17 protein-coding genes are annotated in these 18,036 nt (G+C 70.9%); 11 read left to right on the forward strand and 6 right to left on the reverse strand.

The genetic code is table 11. The features are described 5' to 3' along the window. Positions 1-41: 41 nt before the first annotated feature. The 4 genes from ACXJKQ_RS16245 to ACXJKQ_RS16260 all read right to left on the reverse strand — a co-directional run bounded on the left by ACXJKQ_RS16245 (position 42) and on the right by ACXJKQ_RS16260 (position 4,965). A complete protein-coding gene (locus ACXJKQ_RS16245) occupies positions 42-2,051 on the reverse strand; it encodes a family 2A encapsulin nanocompartment cargo protein cysteine desulfurase (protein WP_457106766.1) in 2,010 nt (669 codons plus the stop codon). Then, entirely contained in the window at positions 2,038-3,441 is a 1,404-nt protein-coding gene (locus tag ACXJKQ_RS16250) for a family 2B encapsulin nanocompartment shell protein (protein ID WP_457106767.1), read from the reverse strand. The genes ACXJKQ_RS16245 and ACXJKQ_RS16250 overlap by 14 nt, the downstream gene beginning before the upstream one ends. Before the next feature lie 431 nt (positions 3,442-3,872). Continuing rightward, positions 3,873-4,745, reverse strand: coding sequence for a serine O-acetyltransferase (cysE, locus tag ACXJKQ_RS16255; protein ID WP_457106768.1), 873 nt, complete (start codon positions 4,743-4,745; stop codon positions 3,873-3,875). A 13-nt stretch (positions 4,746-4,758) separates the two neighbouring features. Then, the gene (locus tag ACXJKQ_RS16260) at positions 4,759-4,965 is read right to left on the reverse strand and encodes a hypothetical protein (protein ID WP_457106769.1); all 207 of its coding nucleotides are present in this window, start codon (positions 4,963-4,965) and stop codon (positions 4,759-4,761) included. 505 nt (positions 4,966-5,470) lie between these two features. On the opposite strand from ACXJKQ_RS16260, the gene ACXJKQ_RS16265 reads away from it, so the two are divergent. From ACXJKQ_RS16265 to ACXJKQ_RS16280, 4 genes are all read left to right on the forward strand, one after another. Beyond that, positions 5,471-5,749: a hypothetical protein gene (locus ACXJKQ_RS16265; RefSeq protein ID WP_457106770.1), complete on the forward strand. Its 279-nt coding sequence runs from the start codon at positions 5,471-5,473 to the stop codon at positions 5,747-5,749. Positions 5,750-5,804: 55 nt separating this feature from the next. After that, a complete protein-coding gene (locus ACXJKQ_RS16270) occupies positions 5,805-7,022 on the forward strand; it encodes a hypothetical protein (protein WP_457106771.1) in 1,218 nt (405 codons plus the stop codon). Positions 7,023-7,122: 100 nt separating this feature from the next. Further along, positions 7,123-7,344 (forward strand): hypothetical protein, encoded by a 222-nt coding sequence (locus tag ACXJKQ_RS16275; RefSeq protein ID WP_457106772.1) that lies wholly within the window; start codon positions 7,123-7,125, stop codon positions 7,342-7,344. A gap of 246 nt (positions 7,345-7,590) precedes the next feature. Continuing rightward, the gene (locus ACXJKQ_RS16280; RefSeq protein ID WP_457106773.1) at positions 7,591-8,331 is read left to right on the forward strand and encodes a Crp/Fnr family transcriptional regulator; all 741 of its coding nucleotides are present in this window, start codon (positions 7,591-7,593) and stop codon (positions 8,329-8,331) included. A 622-nt stretch (positions 8,332-8,953) separates the two neighbouring features. Here the strand turns inward: ACXJKQ_RS16280 and ACXJKQ_RS16285 are convergent. Then, entirely contained in the window at positions 8,954-9,733 is a 780-nt protein-coding gene (locus ACXJKQ_RS16285) for a Crp/Fnr family transcriptional regulator (RefSeq protein ID WP_457106774.1), read from the reverse strand. A 363-nt stretch (positions 9,734-10,096) separates the two neighbouring features. Continuing rightward, the gene (locus ACXJKQ_RS16290) at positions 10,097-10,315 is read right to left on the reverse strand and encodes a DUF6894 family protein (protein WP_457106775.1); all 219 of its coding nucleotides are present in this window, start codon (positions 10,313-10,315) and stop codon (positions 10,097-10,099) included. A gap of 325 nt (positions 10,316-10,640) precedes the next feature. On the opposite strand from ACXJKQ_RS16290, the gene urtA reads away from it, so the two are divergent. The 7 genes from urtA to ACXJKQ_RS16325 all read left to right on the forward strand — a co-directional run bounded on the left by urtA (position 10,641) and on the right by ACXJKQ_RS16325 (position 18,029). Then, the gene (gene urtA, locus ACXJKQ_RS16295; RefSeq protein ID WP_457106776.1) at positions 10,641-11,936 is read left to right on the forward strand and encodes an urea ABC transporter substrate-binding protein; all 1,296 of its coding nucleotides are present in this window, start codon (positions 10,641-10,643) and stop codon (positions 11,934-11,936) included. Between the two features lie 283 nt (positions 11,937-12,219). Beyond that, on the forward strand, positions 12,220-13,794 hold the full coding sequence (gene urtB, locus ACXJKQ_RS16300) for an urea ABC transporter permease subunit UrtB (RefSeq protein WP_457106777.1): 1,575 nt from the start codon (positions 12,220-12,222) through the stop codon (positions 13,792-13,794). Positions 13,795-14,065: 271 nt separating this feature from the next. Further along, a complete protein-coding gene (gene urtC, locus ACXJKQ_RS16305; protein WP_457106778.1) occupies positions 14,066-15,220 on the forward strand; it encodes an urea ABC transporter permease subunit UrtC in 1,155 nt (384 codons plus the stop codon). Beyond that, positions 15,217-16,017 (forward strand): urea ABC transporter ATP-binding protein UrtD, encoded by an 801-nt coding sequence (gene urtD, locus ACXJKQ_RS16310; protein WP_457106779.1) that lies wholly within the window; start codon positions 15,217-15,219, stop codon positions 16,015-16,017. The genes urtC and urtD overlap by 4 nt, the downstream gene beginning before the upstream one ends. A gap of 19 nt (positions 16,018-16,036) precedes the next feature. After that, the gene (gene urtE / locus ACXJKQ_RS16315; protein ID WP_457106799.1) at positions 16,037-16,732 is read left to right on the forward strand and encodes an urea ABC transporter ATP-binding subunit UrtE; all 696 of its coding nucleotides are present in this window, start codon (positions 16,037-16,039) and stop codon (positions 16,730-16,732) included. Positions 16,733-17,033: 301 nt separating this feature from the next. After that, on the forward strand, positions 17,034-17,237 hold the full coding sequence (locus tag ACXJKQ_RS16320; RefSeq protein WP_457106780.1) for a hypothetical protein: 204 nt from the start codon (positions 17,034-17,036) through the stop codon (positions 17,235-17,237). A 462-nt stretch (positions 17,238-17,699) separates the two neighbouring features. Beyond that, complete coding sequence (locus ACXJKQ_RS16325) at positions 17,700-18,029, forward strand: hypothetical protein (RefSeq protein ID WP_457106781.1); 330 nt, start codon at positions 17,700-17,702, stop codon at positions 18,027-18,029. The last annotated feature ends 7 nt before the right edge of the window (positions 18,030-18,036 follow it).

Raw genomic sequence — 18,036 nt, forward strand, 5'->3', positions numbered from 1 at the left:
CGGACGAGGGGCGAGCCGCGGATCCGGCCGCCCCCCGCAGCTCAAGGCCGCGGCAGGGTGTGCAGCGCCTTGAGGAAGACGTCGACCTCCGCGCGGGTGTTGTAGAAGGCCAGCGAGGCCCGCACCGACTGGTCGATCCCGAACCGGCGCAGGGCCGGCAGGGCGCAGTGATGGCCGGAACGCACCGCGATGCCGTGCGCATCGAGGTGGCGGGCCACCGCCGCGTTCTCCTGCCCGGCGATCACGAAGGACATCACGCTCGCCTTCTCCCGGGCCGTGCCGATCAGGCGCAGGCCCTTCACGTCGGCGAGACCGGCCTGCGCGTAGTCCAGGAGGTCGTGCTCGTAGGCGGCGATCGCCGGCAGGCCGAGGCCCGCGAGGTAGTCGAGCGCCGCACCGAGGCCGACCGCCCCGGCGATGTCGGGCGTGCCCGCCTCGAACTTTTCCGGCGCGCCCTTGTAGACCGTCCGCGCGAAGGTGACGTCCTCGATCATGTGGCCACCGCCCTGCCAGGGGGGCATCGCAGCCAGCAGGTGCGACTTGCCGTAGAGCGCGCCGATGCCCGTCGGCCCGAACACCTTGTGCCCGGAGAAGACCAGGAAGTCCGCGTCGAGGGCCTGCACGTCGAGCGGCATGTGCGGCGCGGATTGCGCCGCGTCGACCAGCACCGGCACCCCGTAGGCGTGGGCAAGCTGGATGATCTCCCGCACCGGGTTCACGGTGCCCAGCGCGTTGGCCACCTGCGTCACCGAGACGATCTTGGTGCGGCCCGACAGCAGCGCCGCGTACTGCTCGAAGATGATCTCGCCGCGGTCGTCGACCGGGATCACCCGGAGCGTCGCCCCCGCCTGCTGCGCCAGCATCTGCCAGGGCACGATGTTGGCGTGGTGCTCGAGGGTCGAGACGATGATCTCGTCGCCCGGGCCGATCTGCGCCCGGCCGTAGGACTGGGCGACGAGGTTGATCGCCTCCGTGGTCCCGCGCAGGAAGACGATGTCGTCCTTCGACGGGGCGTTGAGGAAGCGGCGCACCGCCTCGCGGCCGCCCTCGAACAGGTCGGTCGAGCGCGCCGCCAGGGTGTGGGCGGCCCGGTGAATGTTCGAGTTGTGCCGGGCGTAGAACTCCGCGGTCGCGTCGATCACCCCTTGCGGCTTGTGGGTGGTGGCGGCGTTGTCGAGCCAGACCAGCGGGTGGCCGTTGACGCTCTGGTGCAGGGCCGGGAAGTCCCGGCGGACGTGCTCCACGTCGAAGGGGGCCGCCACCGGGCTCGATCCCTGTGCGGCCAGGCGCGGCGCCGGACCCGTATGGCGCGCCGGCTCCACCCGGGGGCTCGCCGGCGCCCGGCGGGCCGGACCGGGGCCGAGGTTCAGGAAGTAGTAGTCGGAGGCCGGCGCCTCAGGTGCCCGGGAGAGCGTCCCGGTGCGCGCGAAGCGCTCCTGCGCCGCGTCGATTCCATCCCTCGACGGGTCACCCGGCACGCGCTGCGGGGCGCGCGCATGCGCGAAGGCGTTGGCGCGGGGGTGGTCGGCGGCGATCTGCCGGTGCGGCTCCGGACCGCCGGGAAGGGCGGCCGCCAGCGCCGGGGCGCCGGCGAAGGAGAAGTCCGGCAGGGCGGGGCGCGGGCTCGCCGGGCGGACCGGCGGGATCGCCGCCCCATCGGCGAAGGCCGGGCTCGCGGGTACGCGGTTCGGCGCGGTCGGGCCGGAGAGTCCCGGCAGGCCGACCGGGGGCGCTCCGAACGAGCGCGCCGCCAGCGCCGAGGCGTCGGGCTGCAGGCCGGCGGGCTGGCCGCTGGTCGGCGCCGAGGGGATGCCCGCCGGGACGCTGGGCAACGGGGCGCCGCCCGGACCCCGGGGCAGGCCCTCGAGGGCCTGCGGGACCTGGGGGCCTGCGGGGATGGCCGGGGCGAAAGGCTGGCTCGCGGCCTGCCCCTGGCCGTAGATCTCCCGGGCAAGGCGCCCGACGAGATCCGCGTGCGCCACATCGCCGTGAACCAAGTCGCCCGGGCTCGCCCCGGGCAGCCCGAGGGCGGGTGCCTCAGGCGTAGTCATGGTAGTTGCCCAGCAGCACGTTATCGAGGCGGGCGATCGCGTCCTCGACCAGCACGGCGGCCGAGAAGTAGCGGGTCACGAGGTGCGAGGCGATCGAGTGGTCGTTGGTGCTCATGTACCGCACCGACAGGCCGGGCTCGATCTCGCCGGTCACGCCGGACTTCTGCAGGCCGACCACGCCCTGCTCGCCCTCGCCGACCCGCAGCAGCAGGATCGAGGTGGTCTCTGCGCCGGTCACCGGGTCGATGTCGATCGGCAGCTTGTCGCTCGGCACCAGCGGCACGCCGCGCCACGTGATGAACGGCGCGCCGAACAGGTGGACGACGACCGGCGGCACGCCGCGCCGGGTCGCCTCCCGGCCGAAGGCCGCGATGGCGCGGGGATGGGCCACGAAGAAGGCCGGCTTCTTCCAGACCAGGGTCAGCAGCTCGTCGAGGTCGTCCGGGGTGGGCGGGCCGCCGCGGGTGGGGATGCGCTGGCGCGGGCCGACCTCGTGGAGCAGGCCGAACTGCGAATTGTTCAGCAACTCCCACTCCTCTCGCTCCTTCACGGCATCGACCGTGAGGCGGATCTGCTCGCGGAGCTGGTCGATCTCGTTGGAGTAGAGGTCGGTCACCCGGGTGTGGGTGTTGAGGATCGTCTGAATGGTCGAGAGGTGGTACTCGCGCGGATCGACCTCGTAATCCACGAAGGTCGTCGGCAGGCGCGGCTCGCCGGTATGGACCGCCAGCAGCTCGATGCCCTGCTCGCCGTACGAGTTGGTGTGGCCCTTGAGGCGGTCGCGCTCCTCGCGATGCTGGACGATCTTGGCGCGGATCTCCTCGCTCTCCACCGCGGCGGCGTCGAGGGTCAGGAGGGTCACCGCCGACAGGGCCTTCACGGCCGGGGCGGGGGCGCTCCCGCCGGCGAGACCGGCATCGCCGAAATAGTCGCCCTTCGTGGCCAGGCCCTGGCGCAGGCGGCCCTTGTAGGGACCCGACAGGGTCAGCTCGACGGTGCCGTCGGCCACCACCGTGAGGCTGCGGCCCGCGGAGCCCTCCTCGTGGATCACCGCGCCGGCCTTGTGCCGGCTCTCGGTGAACTTGGCCGCCAGCGCCGCGAGTTCGGCATCGCCGAGCCGGCTGAACAGCGGCACGGCGCGGAGGGAGGCGGGACGGATCACCCGGCCCTCGCCGTCCCCCTTGTCCTCGGCGGCGAGGTCGATCCGGCCGGGGCGTGCCAGCACGACGGCGCGGCGGTTGACCCGGTAGACCCCGCCCGCCACGTCGACGAAGGGCAGGAGCCGGAGCAGCCAGCGCGGCGTGTTGGCCGCGTTCTGGACCGAGGTGACGGTCGCCGTCGCAAGATTGCGTGCCGCCTTGGCGCTCACGCTCAGACCCGGTCCGCTCATCGTTCGTCCTCACTCCATCCAAGGTTGCAGGCGCGCCGCACCGATCCGCGCGGCGACGGTTCGCCCCGCCGCGCGCGGGACAAACGCAGGGTGGTCCGATCAAGACTTGACGACGACCACGGCCCGATATGCCGCGCCGATCCCAAGTCAAATTCTGTATTGTCTCGCGATCAGACGGAGATCGCACACAGGTCATCCGGACGGATCACATCCGCGCTCCGTCAGAGACTGGATAAAGTCTGATTCGGCCAAGGGTCAACGAAACAATCTACCCATTTCCGGCTCATTCTTGGAAACGAGTCCCGTGGCATGCACAACGCATGGGACATCGTCATTACCAGACCGGCAGATCAGAGAATTTTATTTTCCGCGATCGGCGGAAGCGGCGGCGTCCGGGCGACTTTGTTGCCAGGAATAATTTTCCGCGCGGCTCAGATCCCATCCCCGTAGCCGAAGGACTGGTCCATGCTGAGCGCCGGTTCCTCGTCCACGGGCAGGCGCGAGACGACCCGGGCGGGCACGCCCGCCACGGTGGTGTGCGGCGGCACGTCCTGCAGCACCACCGCGGCGGCCGCGACCTTGGCGCCGGCGCCGACCCGGATGTTGCCCAGAACCTTGGCACCGACGCTGAGCAGCACCCCGCGCTCAATCTTGGGATGCCGGTCGCCGCTCTCCTTACCGTTGCCGCCGAGCGTCACCGACTGGAGGATCGAGACGTCGTCGGCGATCACCGCGGTCTCGCCGATCACCACGCCGGTGGCGTGGTCGATGAACACCCCGGAGCCGATCCGGGCCGCCGGATGGATGTCGCAGCCGAACACCTCGGAGATCCGGCTCTGGACGTGCAGCGCCAGGGTCGCGCGGCCCTGGTGCCAGAGCCAGTGGCCGACCCGGTAGGCTTCGAGGGCCGCCAGCCCCTTGTAGAACAGGAAGGGGTCGAGGTAGCGGCGGCAGGTCGGGTCGCGCTCGCGGATGGCCACGAGGTCGCGCACCGCATGGACGCCGGCCTGCGGGTCCGCCTCGAAGGCCGAGAGGCACAGGTCCCGCATCGACAGCCGGGCGAGGTCTCCGTCCCCGAGCCGGTGGGCGAGGCGGTAGGCGAAGGCCTGCGCGAGGGAGCGCTGATCGAGGATCGTCGCCTGGATGATGCCCGCGTAGAGCGGCTCCTCGATCAGGGCCGCCGCCGCCTCGGCGCGCAGGGCCGCCCAGACCTCGGCCTCCGCCGTGCCGCGGCTCGTGATGCGCAGGGGCGGCTGGACCACGGCCATCGTGGCATCCGCGGCGGGGACGGCAGAGTGATGCATCGGTCGCCGCCGATCACGCGGCGGGGCGGAACAGGTCGGGCAGGTAGCGCTCCAGGGTGTCGTGCCCCTGGAACTTCACGTCGACGGTGGCCGGCGCATCGCCCGCGCGATGGATGCCCACCACCCGCCCACGGGCATGCCGCCAGATCCCCAGGATCTCGGCGAGGTCGAGCCGCGCGAACACGACCTCGTCACCCTGCATCATCGTCGCTGAGGCCATGGTGTCGGTCCCCCTTCGATCGGCCGGTCGCGGCGGCCCGATCCGGAGCCGGCGCCGCTGGCGAGAAATCTTTTCCGGATGCCCCGGCCCGGCGGAGAAGGTTTCGACCGCGCCCGGTCGAAAGCGGAGCATCATTTTCGCTAAGTATTTGTTACAAAACGATATTTACGCATCGTTCCGCGTTTGGCAAGCCCTGCACCCGGTCGACGGGCGCGCGGCCAGACGCGGCCGCGACGCCGAATCCTTCCCCCGGAGCCGTGCTTCTGCTCCGGGACGCGCAGTCGGCGAACGACCTGCGCTGCAAGTCCTCGTCAATTTGGCAGCACATTCTCAGGCTCGGCCCCTAGATTGAAGGGGTCGACGCGCAGTCGATGCAGGGCCGGATGGAGATTTGCCGTGACCGCCGACACCCGATTGACCGCCCGGATGACTGCGCCGTGTCTGCCGTGTTGCCGCATCCGACAGAAGGAGAGCGTACGACATCAGACACGAAAGGCGACGACCGATGCTGACCTATGACACGACCCCGAACACCCGTCCTGACCTGAGTACCGAGCCGGCCCTGGCCCTCGGCCGGACCCTGTCCGGGAGCGTCCGCTCCCATCCCACGCACGAACGCGCCGCCCTCGCGAGCGCCCTCGACGACGGCCTGATGCCCGACGAGGTGGCCCGAATCCTCGGCGGCCGGCGGGTGACCGAGGCCTTCCCGATCCGATGGGGCGAGAGCCCTGAGGCCTACGCGTCGCGGACCGTGTCCGAGATGTTCGTCGCCTACCTCCAGTAGGCGCGCCGCGGCCGGCCGCGCCGCCCTCTCCGATCATCGACGACGGAAACCTGCCATGCCGATCTTTCCCCGCGGGTGGAGGCGCCGGACGGGGACGGCTGCCTGCGCCCTCGCCCTGGCGCTCGGGGCCGCCGGCCCGTCCGCCGCCGCACGGCTGCCGAAGGGCCATGGCCGGATCCCGGCGGCGGACGGCCCGGACGTCCCGGCCCGGCTCACGGTCGGGCCTGGCGGCGGGGACCTGCGCCTCGCGGGGGACCTCACCGAGGGCGTGGCCGCGCGGGTCGCCGACCTCCTCGCCGCGCATCCGCAGATCACGCGCATCCACCTCACCAGCGACGGCGGGCTGGTGGAGGAGGGCGCGGCGATCGGGGCGCTCGTGGTGGCGCGGGGACTGGCCACCTACGTCCCCGATGCCTGCGCGTCGGCCTGCACGCTGATCTTCGTCCACGGCCGGACGCGCTATCTCGCGACCGGCGGCCGGCTCGGCTTCCACGCCCCCTACGAGATCGGCGCCCACGGCCGGATGCGCCCGGTTGATTCCGCGCCGGAGCGGGCGGCCTACCGGGCCGCGGGCCTTCCGGCGGCCTTCGTGGCGCAGGCTCTGGCGGTGCCTCCGGCCGGGATCTGGATCCCGGATGCGCGGGATCTGCGCGCGGCCGGCATCGTCACCGAGACCGTCGGTCCGGACCGTTTCCCGGATTCCACCCTGGACGCGGACCCGAGCGAGGCCGGAGCCCGCGCCGTGCTCCTGCGGACCCTGCCGATCCTGCGGCAGGCCGAGGCGGCGGCGCTCGATCCCATCGTCCGGTGGTACCGGGACGGCTACGCCTCCGGCCGGCCGGAGGCGGAGACCGCCGCGGGCCTGAGGCGGATGGCCGACACCTACCTGCGGCGGCGCTTCCGGGCCGCCGACGATGCGAGCGTCCAAGCCCTGGGGCGCATGATGCTGACGATGCTGCACGATGCCGGCGGGCGGGACGCGACCGCCTGCGGCATCCTCGCGGCCGGGGACCTCGTGGCGCTGGATGCGCGGCTGCGGGCCGAACGGCCCGCGTCGCACGGACTCGCACCGCTCCTCGCCGGGGCGCAAGCGGGGCAGCGGGACGGGGCGGACGCCCCCGCCTCGGCCGCCGCCCGGTCGACGGATTGCGCCGCCCGGATCGCCGGCGCCCGGCAGGCCCTCGATCTGCCGCTCCCGGCCTCGGCCGCGGCGCTGCGGACATTGTTTCTCGCGGAACCGCAGCAGATCCTTGCGAACGGGTCACGGCCTTAGCACCCCATCCCCCCCCTCGACACGCCGTGCCGGCTCCTATCTGGGGCTCATGCGGCAGCGGCCCGGCAGGATGCCGGCCGGGCAGGGCAGGGGTCGACGGATGCCGAATTATCGCCTGCGTGGAGCGGTTCGGGGTGAGGACGGCGAGATCGGCGCGCCCCGCGTCGACGAGGTACTCACGGCCACCGATGCGAAGGAGGCGGTGCGCCTCGCCAACAGCCGCTCCCTCTCGATCGAGGACGAGGCGGTGAACGCCCTGTGGCTGGTCGACGGGAACGGCGTCCTGCTCTGGTCCCTGCGCCGGGCCGACCGGGACGCCTGACGCCGGCCGCGACGTCCGTCGGTCAGGCCGGCGCGGGCGCACGGCACCGCGGAGATCCGGAGGCCCAGACGCCGCCCCGGGGCCGCAGGGATGAGGGCGCCCCCAGACCGCGCCGGCCTGGCGGGATCCCTGCGCTCGGATCAGGGCCGGGCGAAGCCTTGCGCCCGAAGAAACTAATCCATATAAGTATTCATGATGTGCGATGAAATGTAGGCTGACCTTCCACGCCGTCGTGGAGAAGCTGCCATGCCAAACCCGCTCGCGCACAAGCTAAATTGCTACGTCCGGCTGACGGAAGACGACCGGATATGCTTGGCGCACGGCATCGGCCTGGGCCGCATGGTCGCCGCGCGCACCGACATCATTCACGAAGGCGACGATCCGCGCGCCGTGAACGTGATCCTCGACGGCTGGGCCTGCCGCTACCGGCAGTTCGCCAACGGGCGCCGCCAGATCGTCTCGCTCCTGCTGCCGGGCGACCCGTGCGATCCGCACGTCTTTCTCCTCGACGAGATGGATCATGCGATCGGTGCGATCACGCCGGTCCTCCTCGGCCTGATCTCCGGCGCCGCGATGCAGGGCCTGGTCGCCGGCAACCGGCGGCTCGACCTGGCCTTCCATCGCGAGTCCCTGGCCACCGCGGCGATCCAGCGCGAATGGACGGTCAGCCTCGGCAGCCGCACCGGGATCGAGCGCCTCGCCCACCTATTCTGTGAGGTGCACGCACGGCTGGCGGCGATCGGGCTCACGGACGCCAACACCTGTGCGATGCCGCTGACGCAGAACGATCTCGGCGACGCGATGGGGCAGACCAGCGTACACATCAATCGGACCCTCCAGGAGCTCCGCGGCATGGGGCTGATCACGCTGCGCAGCCGGCGCCTGACGATCCACGATCCGGCGGCGCTCGCCCGACTCGCGCATTTCGACGCCGCCTACCTGCACCTGACGGCGGAGACCGGCCGCGCCGTCGCGCGGATTGCCTGACCATCCCCCTCGGCCCCCGCCCATTGCACCCCACCCTTCGGGCGATAGAGCCTGGGCGAACGACAGCCGGAGTGGCCCGGCGCGGCGGCGTGCAGCGATCCGGCGGAACGCCTCGCAGCCCTGGAAACCGACGATGCCGCCGGCTCCACGCGCCGGGCCTGCCCGAGACAGCCTGCGCCACGGGACGCGCGACACGAGGGCGGCCTGCCCCCCGATCACGGACGAGCCGTCAGGTCCATCGCGCGCGGACGCACGGGCGAGGCGCGACGGTCCGCGGGTGCGTCTCCGGCCCAGGGGCATCCCGGTCCCGGCACCAGGGCCGTTCCCGATCAAGTCGCAACGGTCTGGAACACGGGCGTCGCCGGTCGAGACAGCCGGCACATGCCCCCTCTCCCATGCGGGAGAGGGGCCCCGCGCCTCGTTCGGCGGGCTCGGCGATCGACCCCGTCCCGACCCGATCGGGAACGGCTCTGGCCTTGCCCGTGCTAGCCTTGCCGGTCCTGGCCAGCAACGTGGCGGAGCACGGGACCCTGGCGATTCCGCAGGGCCCGATCCCCACCAGGCGACGGGTGGCGGCGGGCCTGGAGGCCGAGCCCGGGGACGGCAGCCCGGGCGGGCGGGCTTACGATCCCGACGCCCCGCGCACCTGCCCGGTCATCTGGGGGAGGGCGCCGAGCGTCTCCATGGCCGGGTTAGGGCCGGGCAGAAGCAGGTAGTCGGGCGTAAACCCGGAAAAGTCCTGCAGGCGCCCGAGATTCGGCACGCGCACGCTCTTGCGCGCGCTCTCGATCAGCCCGGCCCTGCGCAGATCCGAGAGGACCCGCGACAGGTGGACGTTCGAGAGGCCCGCCGTGTCGGCGAGGTCCGACTGCGCCAGCGGGAGGCGGTAGCCGGGCTCCATGCCGAGGCCGACGGCGTTCAGGCGGGCGAGGAGCTCGCAGATGATGTGGGCGACCTGCTTGTCGGCGGACCGGCGGCCGACCCCGACCAGCCACTCCTGGAGGACCGCCTCGTCGACCAGGACAGACCACCACAGGGCGCGGTAGATGTTGGGTCGGACGGCGGCGAGTTCCTTGATCGTCCGGTAGGGTATGGAGGCGACGGAGCAGGGCGTCAGCGTCGCCACGGAGTGGATCGCCCGGTCGAGCAGGGAGGCGTGCAGGTCGCAGCCGTCGCCCGGAACGAGATAGGCCAGGATCGAGCGCCCCCCGTCGGGCAGGAGCTTGTAGCGGCAGGCGAATCCGTCGAGGATCACGTAGGCGGCCTCAGGCCGCTCGCCCTCTGAGACCAGGTCGCGACCCGCCTCGACCCGGACTACATCTCGGGTCGCAGCGTCCAGCGCGGCCGCATCGGCATCGTCCAAGTATGCGCGCAGCGCCAGCTTGCGAAGGAAGGGGTTCAACGGATCTCCCGGACGTATCGCCCCGGATGCGGAGCCGCGTCAGCGTAAACGCGCATCAGCGTATCTTTACTCCCCGAGGTCACCAAATCACCGCACGGCCACGCATTCCGTCGGGCCGGCCCGCGAAAACATGCGCCGCCGGCGCGCGTCAACGCCCGAATGAGGGGTTCGGCGGAACCGGGCAACCGCTACGATCCCCTGAATCCAAAGCGCGAACGGCCGCAAACGGTGATGAGCGACGCGAAGGAGGCGATGCCCGTGCCTGCAGCCGCAATCCAGGCTCCTCGGGATACCCCCGACACGGCTCCTCTCCGTGCGCATATCAGGCGGATGCTCCGCAGGATCGCCCGCGCGGCCGGCGCGTCAGGCGAGTTGAAGCGTGCGCAGGACGGTGCCGCTCCCGTCATGGATCTCCATGCGCCAGCCTGACGCGGCGTCCGGCAGTTCGCCGCTGCGCCGGAACTCGGCGATCAGCGTCAGCGCCTCGGCCTGCGCGTGGGCGATCGATTCCGCCACGACCCCGGTCTCGTCCTCGATCGTCTCGTCGTCGCTGCTCAGGCGGAAATAGTAGCGCTCTGCCATGCAACACCCTGCCGCTCGGGGACCTTCCCCGCGGAGGGACGCCGCCCGTCCGGGCGGCGGCGCCCTCTCACCCCGCCGCTCCCGCCGCGGGCTGACGTAAGTGGCACCGAACCGGGCACGATCAACGTGGTGGCGCATTTCCGGCCCGGATGCCGTCCGGTTGGCCGCTCCGCCGCGGGAGACTGCCGGCATGGCGGGCGAAACGCCGCCCTTCTGTGCGCTGGCCCGATCACGGAATAGCCGCCCGGCCGTGCCTGCCTAAATAATTGGCACATGTCTTGCAACGCCCCGGTCCGTCTCGAGGGAGACGACGCAGGGGATCGCCATGAAGGCATTTGGAACTTGGGCCTCGGCCGCCGCGCTGGCCGCGGGACTCGCGATGAGCGCCGCGGGGGCGGGCGCCGCCCGGGCGCAGGAGACCATCAAGGTCGGCATCCTGCACTCGCTGTCGGGCACGATGGCGATCTCGGAGACCACCCTCAAGGACGCGATGCTGATGCTGATCGCCGAGCAGAACGCCAAGGGTGGCGTCCTCGGCAAGAAGCTGGAGCCGGTGGTGGTCGACCCGGCCTCGAACTGGCCGCTCTTCGCCGAGAAGGCCCGGGAACTCATCAGCAAGGACAAGGTTGCGGCCGTATTCGGCTGCTGGACCAGCGTGTCGCGCAAGTCGGTGCTGCCGGTGTTCAAGGAACTCGACAACATCCTGTTCTACCCCGTCCAGTACGAGGGCGAGGAGAGCGAGCGCAACGTGTTCTACACCGGCGCCGCCCCGAACCAGCAGGCGATCCCGGCGGTGGACTACCTGATGTCCGAGGATGGCGGCGGCGCCAAGCGCTGGGTCCTGGAGGGTACCGACTACGTCTATCCGCGCACCACCAACAAGATCCTCGAAGCCTACCTGAAGGCGAAGGGCGTCAAGGACGAGGATATTTTGATCAACTACACGCCGTTCGGCTTCTCGGACTGGCAGACCGAGGTGTCGAAGATCAAGGCGTTCGGCTCGGCCGGGAAGAAGACCGCCGTGGTCTCGACCATCAACGGCGACGCCAACGTGCCGTTCTACAAGGAACTCGGCAACCAGGGCATCAAGGCCACCGACATCCCGGTGGTCGCCTTCTCGGTGGGCGAGGAGGAACTCGCCGGCATCGACGCCAAGCCGCTGGTCGGTCACCTCGCCGCCTGGAACTACTTCGAGTCGATCAAGACACCGGAGAACGAAGCGTTCATCAAGAAGTGGCAGGCGTTCAAGAAGAACCCCAAGGCCGTGACCAACGACCCGATGGAAGCCCACTATATCGGCTTCAACATGTGGGTGAAGGCGGTGGAGAAGGCCGGCACCACCGCCCCCGACAAGGTGATCGACGCCCTGCCGGGTATCGAGCAGAAGAACCTCACCGGCGGCACCGCCACGATGCTGCCGAATCACCACATCACCAAGCCGGTCTTCATCGGCGAGATCGAGGCGAACGGCCAGTTCGACGTGGTGTGGAAGACCGAGGGACTGATCCCCGGCGAGGCGTGGTCGAAGCAGCTCGAGGGTTCGAAGGACCTCGAGGCCGACTGGGTCAAGCTCAAGTGCGGCAACTACAACACCAAGACCAAGACCTGCGGCGGCGCCTGAGTGCTGATCGCGCCGCAGCAATGCGTTGCCGGACCTACAGTCCGGTTCGGCAACGCCGAATCGAGGTTGGGCGCAGGTCCCCTCTCCCGTGCGGGAGAGGGACAGGGTGAGGGACCAAGTCCTTCCGGATAGGGCGCATCCCTCACCTCAACCCTCTCCCGCACGGGAGAGGGGGACCGCCGCGCCTCGGGAACCAATCCATGCAGACCACGGCCGGACGTCACGGGTCCCAGGTGCGTCTACGTCGCCGCCGTCCCGCTTCCCAGGCCCACCGAAAGTCTCGATGCTCCGTCTCCTCACCCTCCTCCTCCTGCTGCTGGCAGCCCCCGCGCAGGCCCAGGCGCCCGATCCCTATGGCCAGCTCGCCGGCGACGGCTATGCCGAGATCGAGGCCGGCGTCTCCGGCCTTGCGGCGAGCGGCGACCCGCGCGCCGACGCGATCCTCGCGGCCCTGTCGGACGGCCGGCTGCTCGTGCGCCCCGGCGACAAGGCCCTGCTCATCCGGCAGGGCGGCACGGTGGTCGACGCCCGGACCGGCGCCCCGGCCGCCGACAGCCCCGACCTCAAGGCCGTACGCGCCAACAACCGGGTCCGCCGGGCGATCGAGGCTGCCCGCGGTCAGCTCGACCTCGCGAGCCCCGATCCGGCCAGGCGCCGCGCCGCCGCCGACGCGGTGTTCAAGGCCCGGGACGCAGCGGCGCTGCCGGCCCTCGACGCGGCGCTGGCCCGCGAGCCCAATCCGGGCGTCCGCCAGGCCCTGACAGAGGCCCGGGCCGCCGTGCTGCTCGCCAGGCCCGGCACCGCGGAACCCGACCGCCTCGCCGCGATCCCCGCCATCCAGGCCCGGGGCGACGGCGACGCCATGGGTCTCCTGCGCGGTCTTGCGGCGGATCCGAGCGAAGCGGTGCGCGCCGCCTCCGCCCGCGGCATCGCGGCGATCGAGACGCGTCTCGCGATCCTCGGGGGGCTCCAGAACGTCTGGTACGGGATCTCCCTGGGCTCGGTCCTGCTGCTCGCCGCCATCGGGCTGGCCATCACCTTCGGGGTGATGGGCGTGATCAACATGGCCCACGGCGAGATGGTGATGCTCGGCGCCTACACGACCTACGGCGTGCAGGAGCTGATCCGCACCAAGGCGCCGGCCCTGTTCGGCTGGTCGCTCGCCATCAGCATCCCCTGCGCCTTCCTGGTGGCCGGGCTGATGGGCGTGCTGATCGAGCGCTTCATCATCCGCTTCCTGTACGGGCGCCCCCTGGAGACGCTGCTCGCGACCTTCGGGGTCAGCCTCGCCCTGCAGCAGGGGGTGCGCTCGCTCTTCGGCCCGACCAACCGCGAGGTCGGCGCGCCCGCATTCATGAGCGGCGCCGTCGATTTCTACGGCCTGTCGATCACCTGGGGCCGGCTGTGGATCATCGTCTTCGCGATGGCCGTGTTCCTCGGGCTGCTCTTCGTCCTTCGGAGGACGTCCTTCGGCCTGAAGACCCGGGCGGTCACCCAGAACCGGCGCATGGCCGCCGCCATGGGCATCCGCACCCCCTACGTCGACGCGCTGACCTTCGGGCTGGGCTCCGGCATCGCCGGCATCGCCGGGGTGGCGCTGTCGCAGATCGACAACGTCTCGCCGAATCTCGGCCAGGGCTACATCATCGACTCGTTCCTGGTGGTGGTGTTCGGCGGCGTCGGCAACCTCTGGGGGACGCTGGTGGCTGCGCTGACGCTGGGCGTCGTGAACAAGCTCGCCGAGCCGTATATCGGCGCGGTGCTGGCCAAGATCGGCCTCCTGATCTTCATCATCCTGTTCATCCAGAAGCGCCCGCGCGGCCTGTTCGCGCTCAAGGGCCGGGCGGTGGAATCGTGAGGGAGCCGACGCGTTTCCGCCGCCTGACAGGGCGCCGGGATCCCCGGACCGGGTCGAACGACCCGGCTTCAGGACCGGGCGCGGGTCCCCTCTCCCGGAGGGAAAGGGACAGGGTGAGGAGTGTGACCTTTTCGAACGAGGCTCAGGCTGAATGCGCCGCAAAGGCGCGCGCGATTCCGAACCGTCTCGTCCCTCACCCCAACCCTCTCCCGCACGGGAGAGGGGGCCTGCCGCGCCTGGTCATCGACGCTGCGCTCTCGGGAATCCCGGCATGACGCCCCGCACCCCCCTCATCGACCTGAAGGGCCGGATCTTCCTCGCCGTCCTGGCGGCGTTCTGCCTCGTCGTGCCGGCGCTGAACCTCGCCGTGCCGGAGGGGTCGGCGCTGCACCTGCCCACCTACCTCGTCGCGCTCTTCGGAAAATACCTCGCCTACGCGCTGCTCGCGGTCAGCCTCGACCTGGTCTGGGGCTATTGCGGCATCCTCTCCCTCGGCCACGGGGCGTTCTTCGCCCTGGGCGGCTACGCGATGGGCCTGTACCTGATGCGCCAGATCGGCGCCCGGGGCGTCTACGGGAACCCGGTCCTGCCCGACTTCATGGTGTTCCTGAACTACAAGGCCCTACCCTGGTACTGGCTGGGCTTCGATCACTTCGCCTTCGCAGGCCTGATGGTGCTGCTCGTGCCGGGGCTGCTCGCCTTCGTGTTCGGCTGGCTCGCCTTCCGGTCCCGGGTCACGGGCGTCTACCTGTCGATCATCACCCAGGCGCTGACCTACGCGCTGATGCTCGCCTTCTTCCGCAACGACATGGGTCTCGGCGGCAACAACGGCCTGACCGATTTCAAGGACCTCCTCGGCTTCCCGGTTCAGGGACAGGGCTTCCGTGTCTGCCTCTTCGTGGCGACGGGCGTGGCGCTGGCCCTGGGCTACCTCGTCGCCCGGGTCATGACGGTCTCGGCCTACGGCAAGATCCTGATCGCCGTGCGCGACGCCGAGAGCCGCACCCGCTTCCTCGGCTACCGCCCGGAGCACTTCAAGACGCTCGCCTTCACGGTCTCGGCCATGATGGCCGGCGTCGCCGGCGCCCTCTACGTGCCGCAGGTCGGCATCATCAACCCGGGGGAGTTCGCCCCCACCAACTCCATCGAGACGGTGATCTGGGTGGCGGTGGGCGGCCGCGGCACCCTGGTCGGCGCGGCCCTCGGGGCGGTGCTGGTCAACTACGCCAAGACCGTGCTCACCGGCGTGATGCCCGATGCGTGGCTGTTCGCGCTGGGCGGCCTGTTCGTGGTCGTGACGCTGTTCCTGCCGCGGGGCCTCGTCGGCACCGCCATCGAGCGCTTCGGCTCCCGGCGCGCCGCCGCCACGCTGCCGCCGGAGCCGGCCATCCCCCCGAAGCTCGCGGAAGAAGGGCAGGGCGCGTGAGCACCGACGACCTCCTCGAACGCCCGGACGCCCGCGGCCCCGCCAACCGGAAGCGCGAGACGGACGCGCTCCTCTACGTCGACGACCTGCGGGTGACCTTCGACGGCTACAAGGCCCTGCGCGGCCTGTCACTGACCCTCGCCCGGGGGGAGCTGCGGGCGATCATCGGCCCGAACGGCGCCGGCAAGACCACCATGATGGACTGCATCACCGGCAAGACCCGGCCGGACAGCGGCATCGCCCTGTTCGACGGCACCCACGACCTCCTGACGCGCGACGAGCCGGCGATCGCCGACCTCGGCATCGGCCGGAAGTTCCAGAAGCCCACCGTGTTCGAGAGCCACACGGTGGCCGACAACATCCTGCTGGCTCTCAAAGGCCCGCGCGCCGCCTTCGCGTCCCTGTTCGGCTGGCGCAACCGGGTGGAGCGCGAGCGGATCGACGCCCTGCTCGAGACCGTCGGCCTGCTGGCCCATCGCGGGCGCCCGGCCGCCGACCTCAGCCACGGCCAGAAGCAATGGCTGGAGATCGGCATGCTCCTCGCCCAGGATCCGAAGCTCCTGCTGGTCGACGAGCCGGTGGCCGGCATGACCGACGCCGAGACCGCCGAGACCACGCGCCTCCTCCGGCGGATCGCCGGCGAGCACGCCGTCCTCGTGGTGGAGCACGACATGCACTTCGTCCGGGATCTCGGCTGCCGCGTGACCTGCCTGCACGAGGGTGCGGTCCTGGCCGAGGGCTCGATCGACGCGGTCTCGGCCGACCCGCGGGTGGTCGAAGTATATCTCGGACGATGAGGGATCTGGGGCGATGACCATGCTGAGCGTCGAGGGCATCGACCTGTATTACGGCGCCGCGCAGGCGCTCCGCGGCGTCTCCCTGACGGCCGAGGCCGGGCAGGTCACCACCGTGCTGGGCCGCAACGGCGTCGGCAAGACCTCGCTGATGCGGGCGATTGTCGGCCAGCAGCCGGTGCGCTCCGGCGCGATCCGGCTCGACGGCCGCCCGATCCAGGGGCTCGCCCCTTACGACCGGGCGCGCGCCGGGATCGCCTTCGTGCCCCAGGGCCGGGAGATCTTCCCGCTGCTGACCGTGAGGGAGAACCTGGAGACCGGCTTCGCACCCCTCAAGCGCCGCGACCGCCACGTATCCGGGGAGATCTACGACCTGTTCCCGGTGCTCAAGGACATGCTGCACCGGCGCGGCGGCGATCTCTCCGGGGGGCAGCAGCAGCAGCTCGCCATCGCCCGGGCTCTCGTGACCCGGCCGAAGCTCCTGGTGCTCGACGAGCCCACCGAGGGCATCCAGCCCTCGATCATCAAGGATATCGGCCGGGCGATCACCTACTTGCGCGGCAAGGGCGAGATGGCGATCGTGCTGGTCGAGCAGTACTTCGCGTGGGCGCGCGACCTCTGCGATTCCTACGCGGTGATGGAACGCGGGCAGGTGGTGCTGGCCGGGCCTCGGTCCGGGATGGTCGAGGCCGAGGTGCTCCAGCGGATGTCGGTGTAGGGACCGCCGGCCGGCGCGCCCGCGGCCTCAGCCTGCACCGGACGAACCTCGGAAGGGCGCTCGCGAAGCAGATCAGCGAGGGGGATATTCAGCAATCGGCGGGCAGACGGACCGAACATCGACCACCGAAACTGTGCATCCTGCTCCGATCGGCCAAGGTTAAACCACAATTCGGGTTTGCCATGGGGCTTCATCACGGGGGCGCCCATGACGATCCTAGATCCGATCACCGGCGAGCTGGTCACCATCGCCGTACCGAGGCCCCGTCCGCAGGCCGGCCCTCGCTGAGGGGGTTCGGTCCATGACGGGCGCGAACGAGCGAAGGACCGGGCGCCGTGGCGGGCGAGCCCGGATCCGGACGGCGACGCCGGTCGTGCTGCTGGCCGGTGTCGGGGGAGCGACCGGCGCGCTGACGGCCGCCGACCTGATCGCCCAGGCCCGCGCGGCCCGTCGGGAGGCCGACGGACGCGACGGCGTCCCGGCGGGCCGCGCGGAGCAGGGCTGACGGACCATCGGCGGGCGCGGGCCTTCCGGAGCCTCTCCGCAACCTGCGATCGGATCCCGCACGGTGGTCCGGTTTCGAAGCAGATGCACCGTCGGCGGCGTTTCACCGCCTCGCCGGCATCCACGCCCGCCCGTACGGTCGGAAGTCCCGCGCGGCGCGCGTGGACGGCCGGTGAGGGCTTAGGCCACCGACAGGCGCCGCATGAGCCCGCGCGCTGTGCCGGTTCATGTCCGGGCCTCACGAACGCCCCGCGCGCAGCCGGAGAAAAGGGCAGAGGCTACCGCGTACCCGCCGGCCGGCGTCGCATCCGATCAAGCAGAGCCGCCCCCGGCATATCTATCCTTCGGAAGACTTCGCGGACCCGCTCTCCGCGACGGTCTCGGGTCGGAGGCTTCGATGATGATCGGATCTCAACAAACACCGCGACGAACTGCGAGGGCGGTCTGCGTCGTGATCGCGACGATGGCTTGCACATCGGTCCAGGCGCAACCCCTCGTCCTGCAGGTGAGTCCGCGCGGTCCGACGATCGGGGAGATCGAGTTCGCGGGCGAGCCGGTCACCGTCGCGGCCCTCTTCGAGATGGGACCGCGCTACACCGCGGAGAACGGATTCGGTCGCCGGGTCGGTATCGGCAGCTCCGTTCCGCCCTGGATCGAAATGGGATCCTTCCGCAACCAGTCGATCCCGGGCCTGAATCCGTCGGGCTACTACGGCTACTTCATCTCGCCGGACGACAAGGCGGTGGTCGTCGATCTCGATTCGCGCCGGATCGTGCGCGTCCTGACTCACTGAGGCCAAA

This window comes from Methylobacterium sp. P5_C11 (assembly GCF_054049775.1).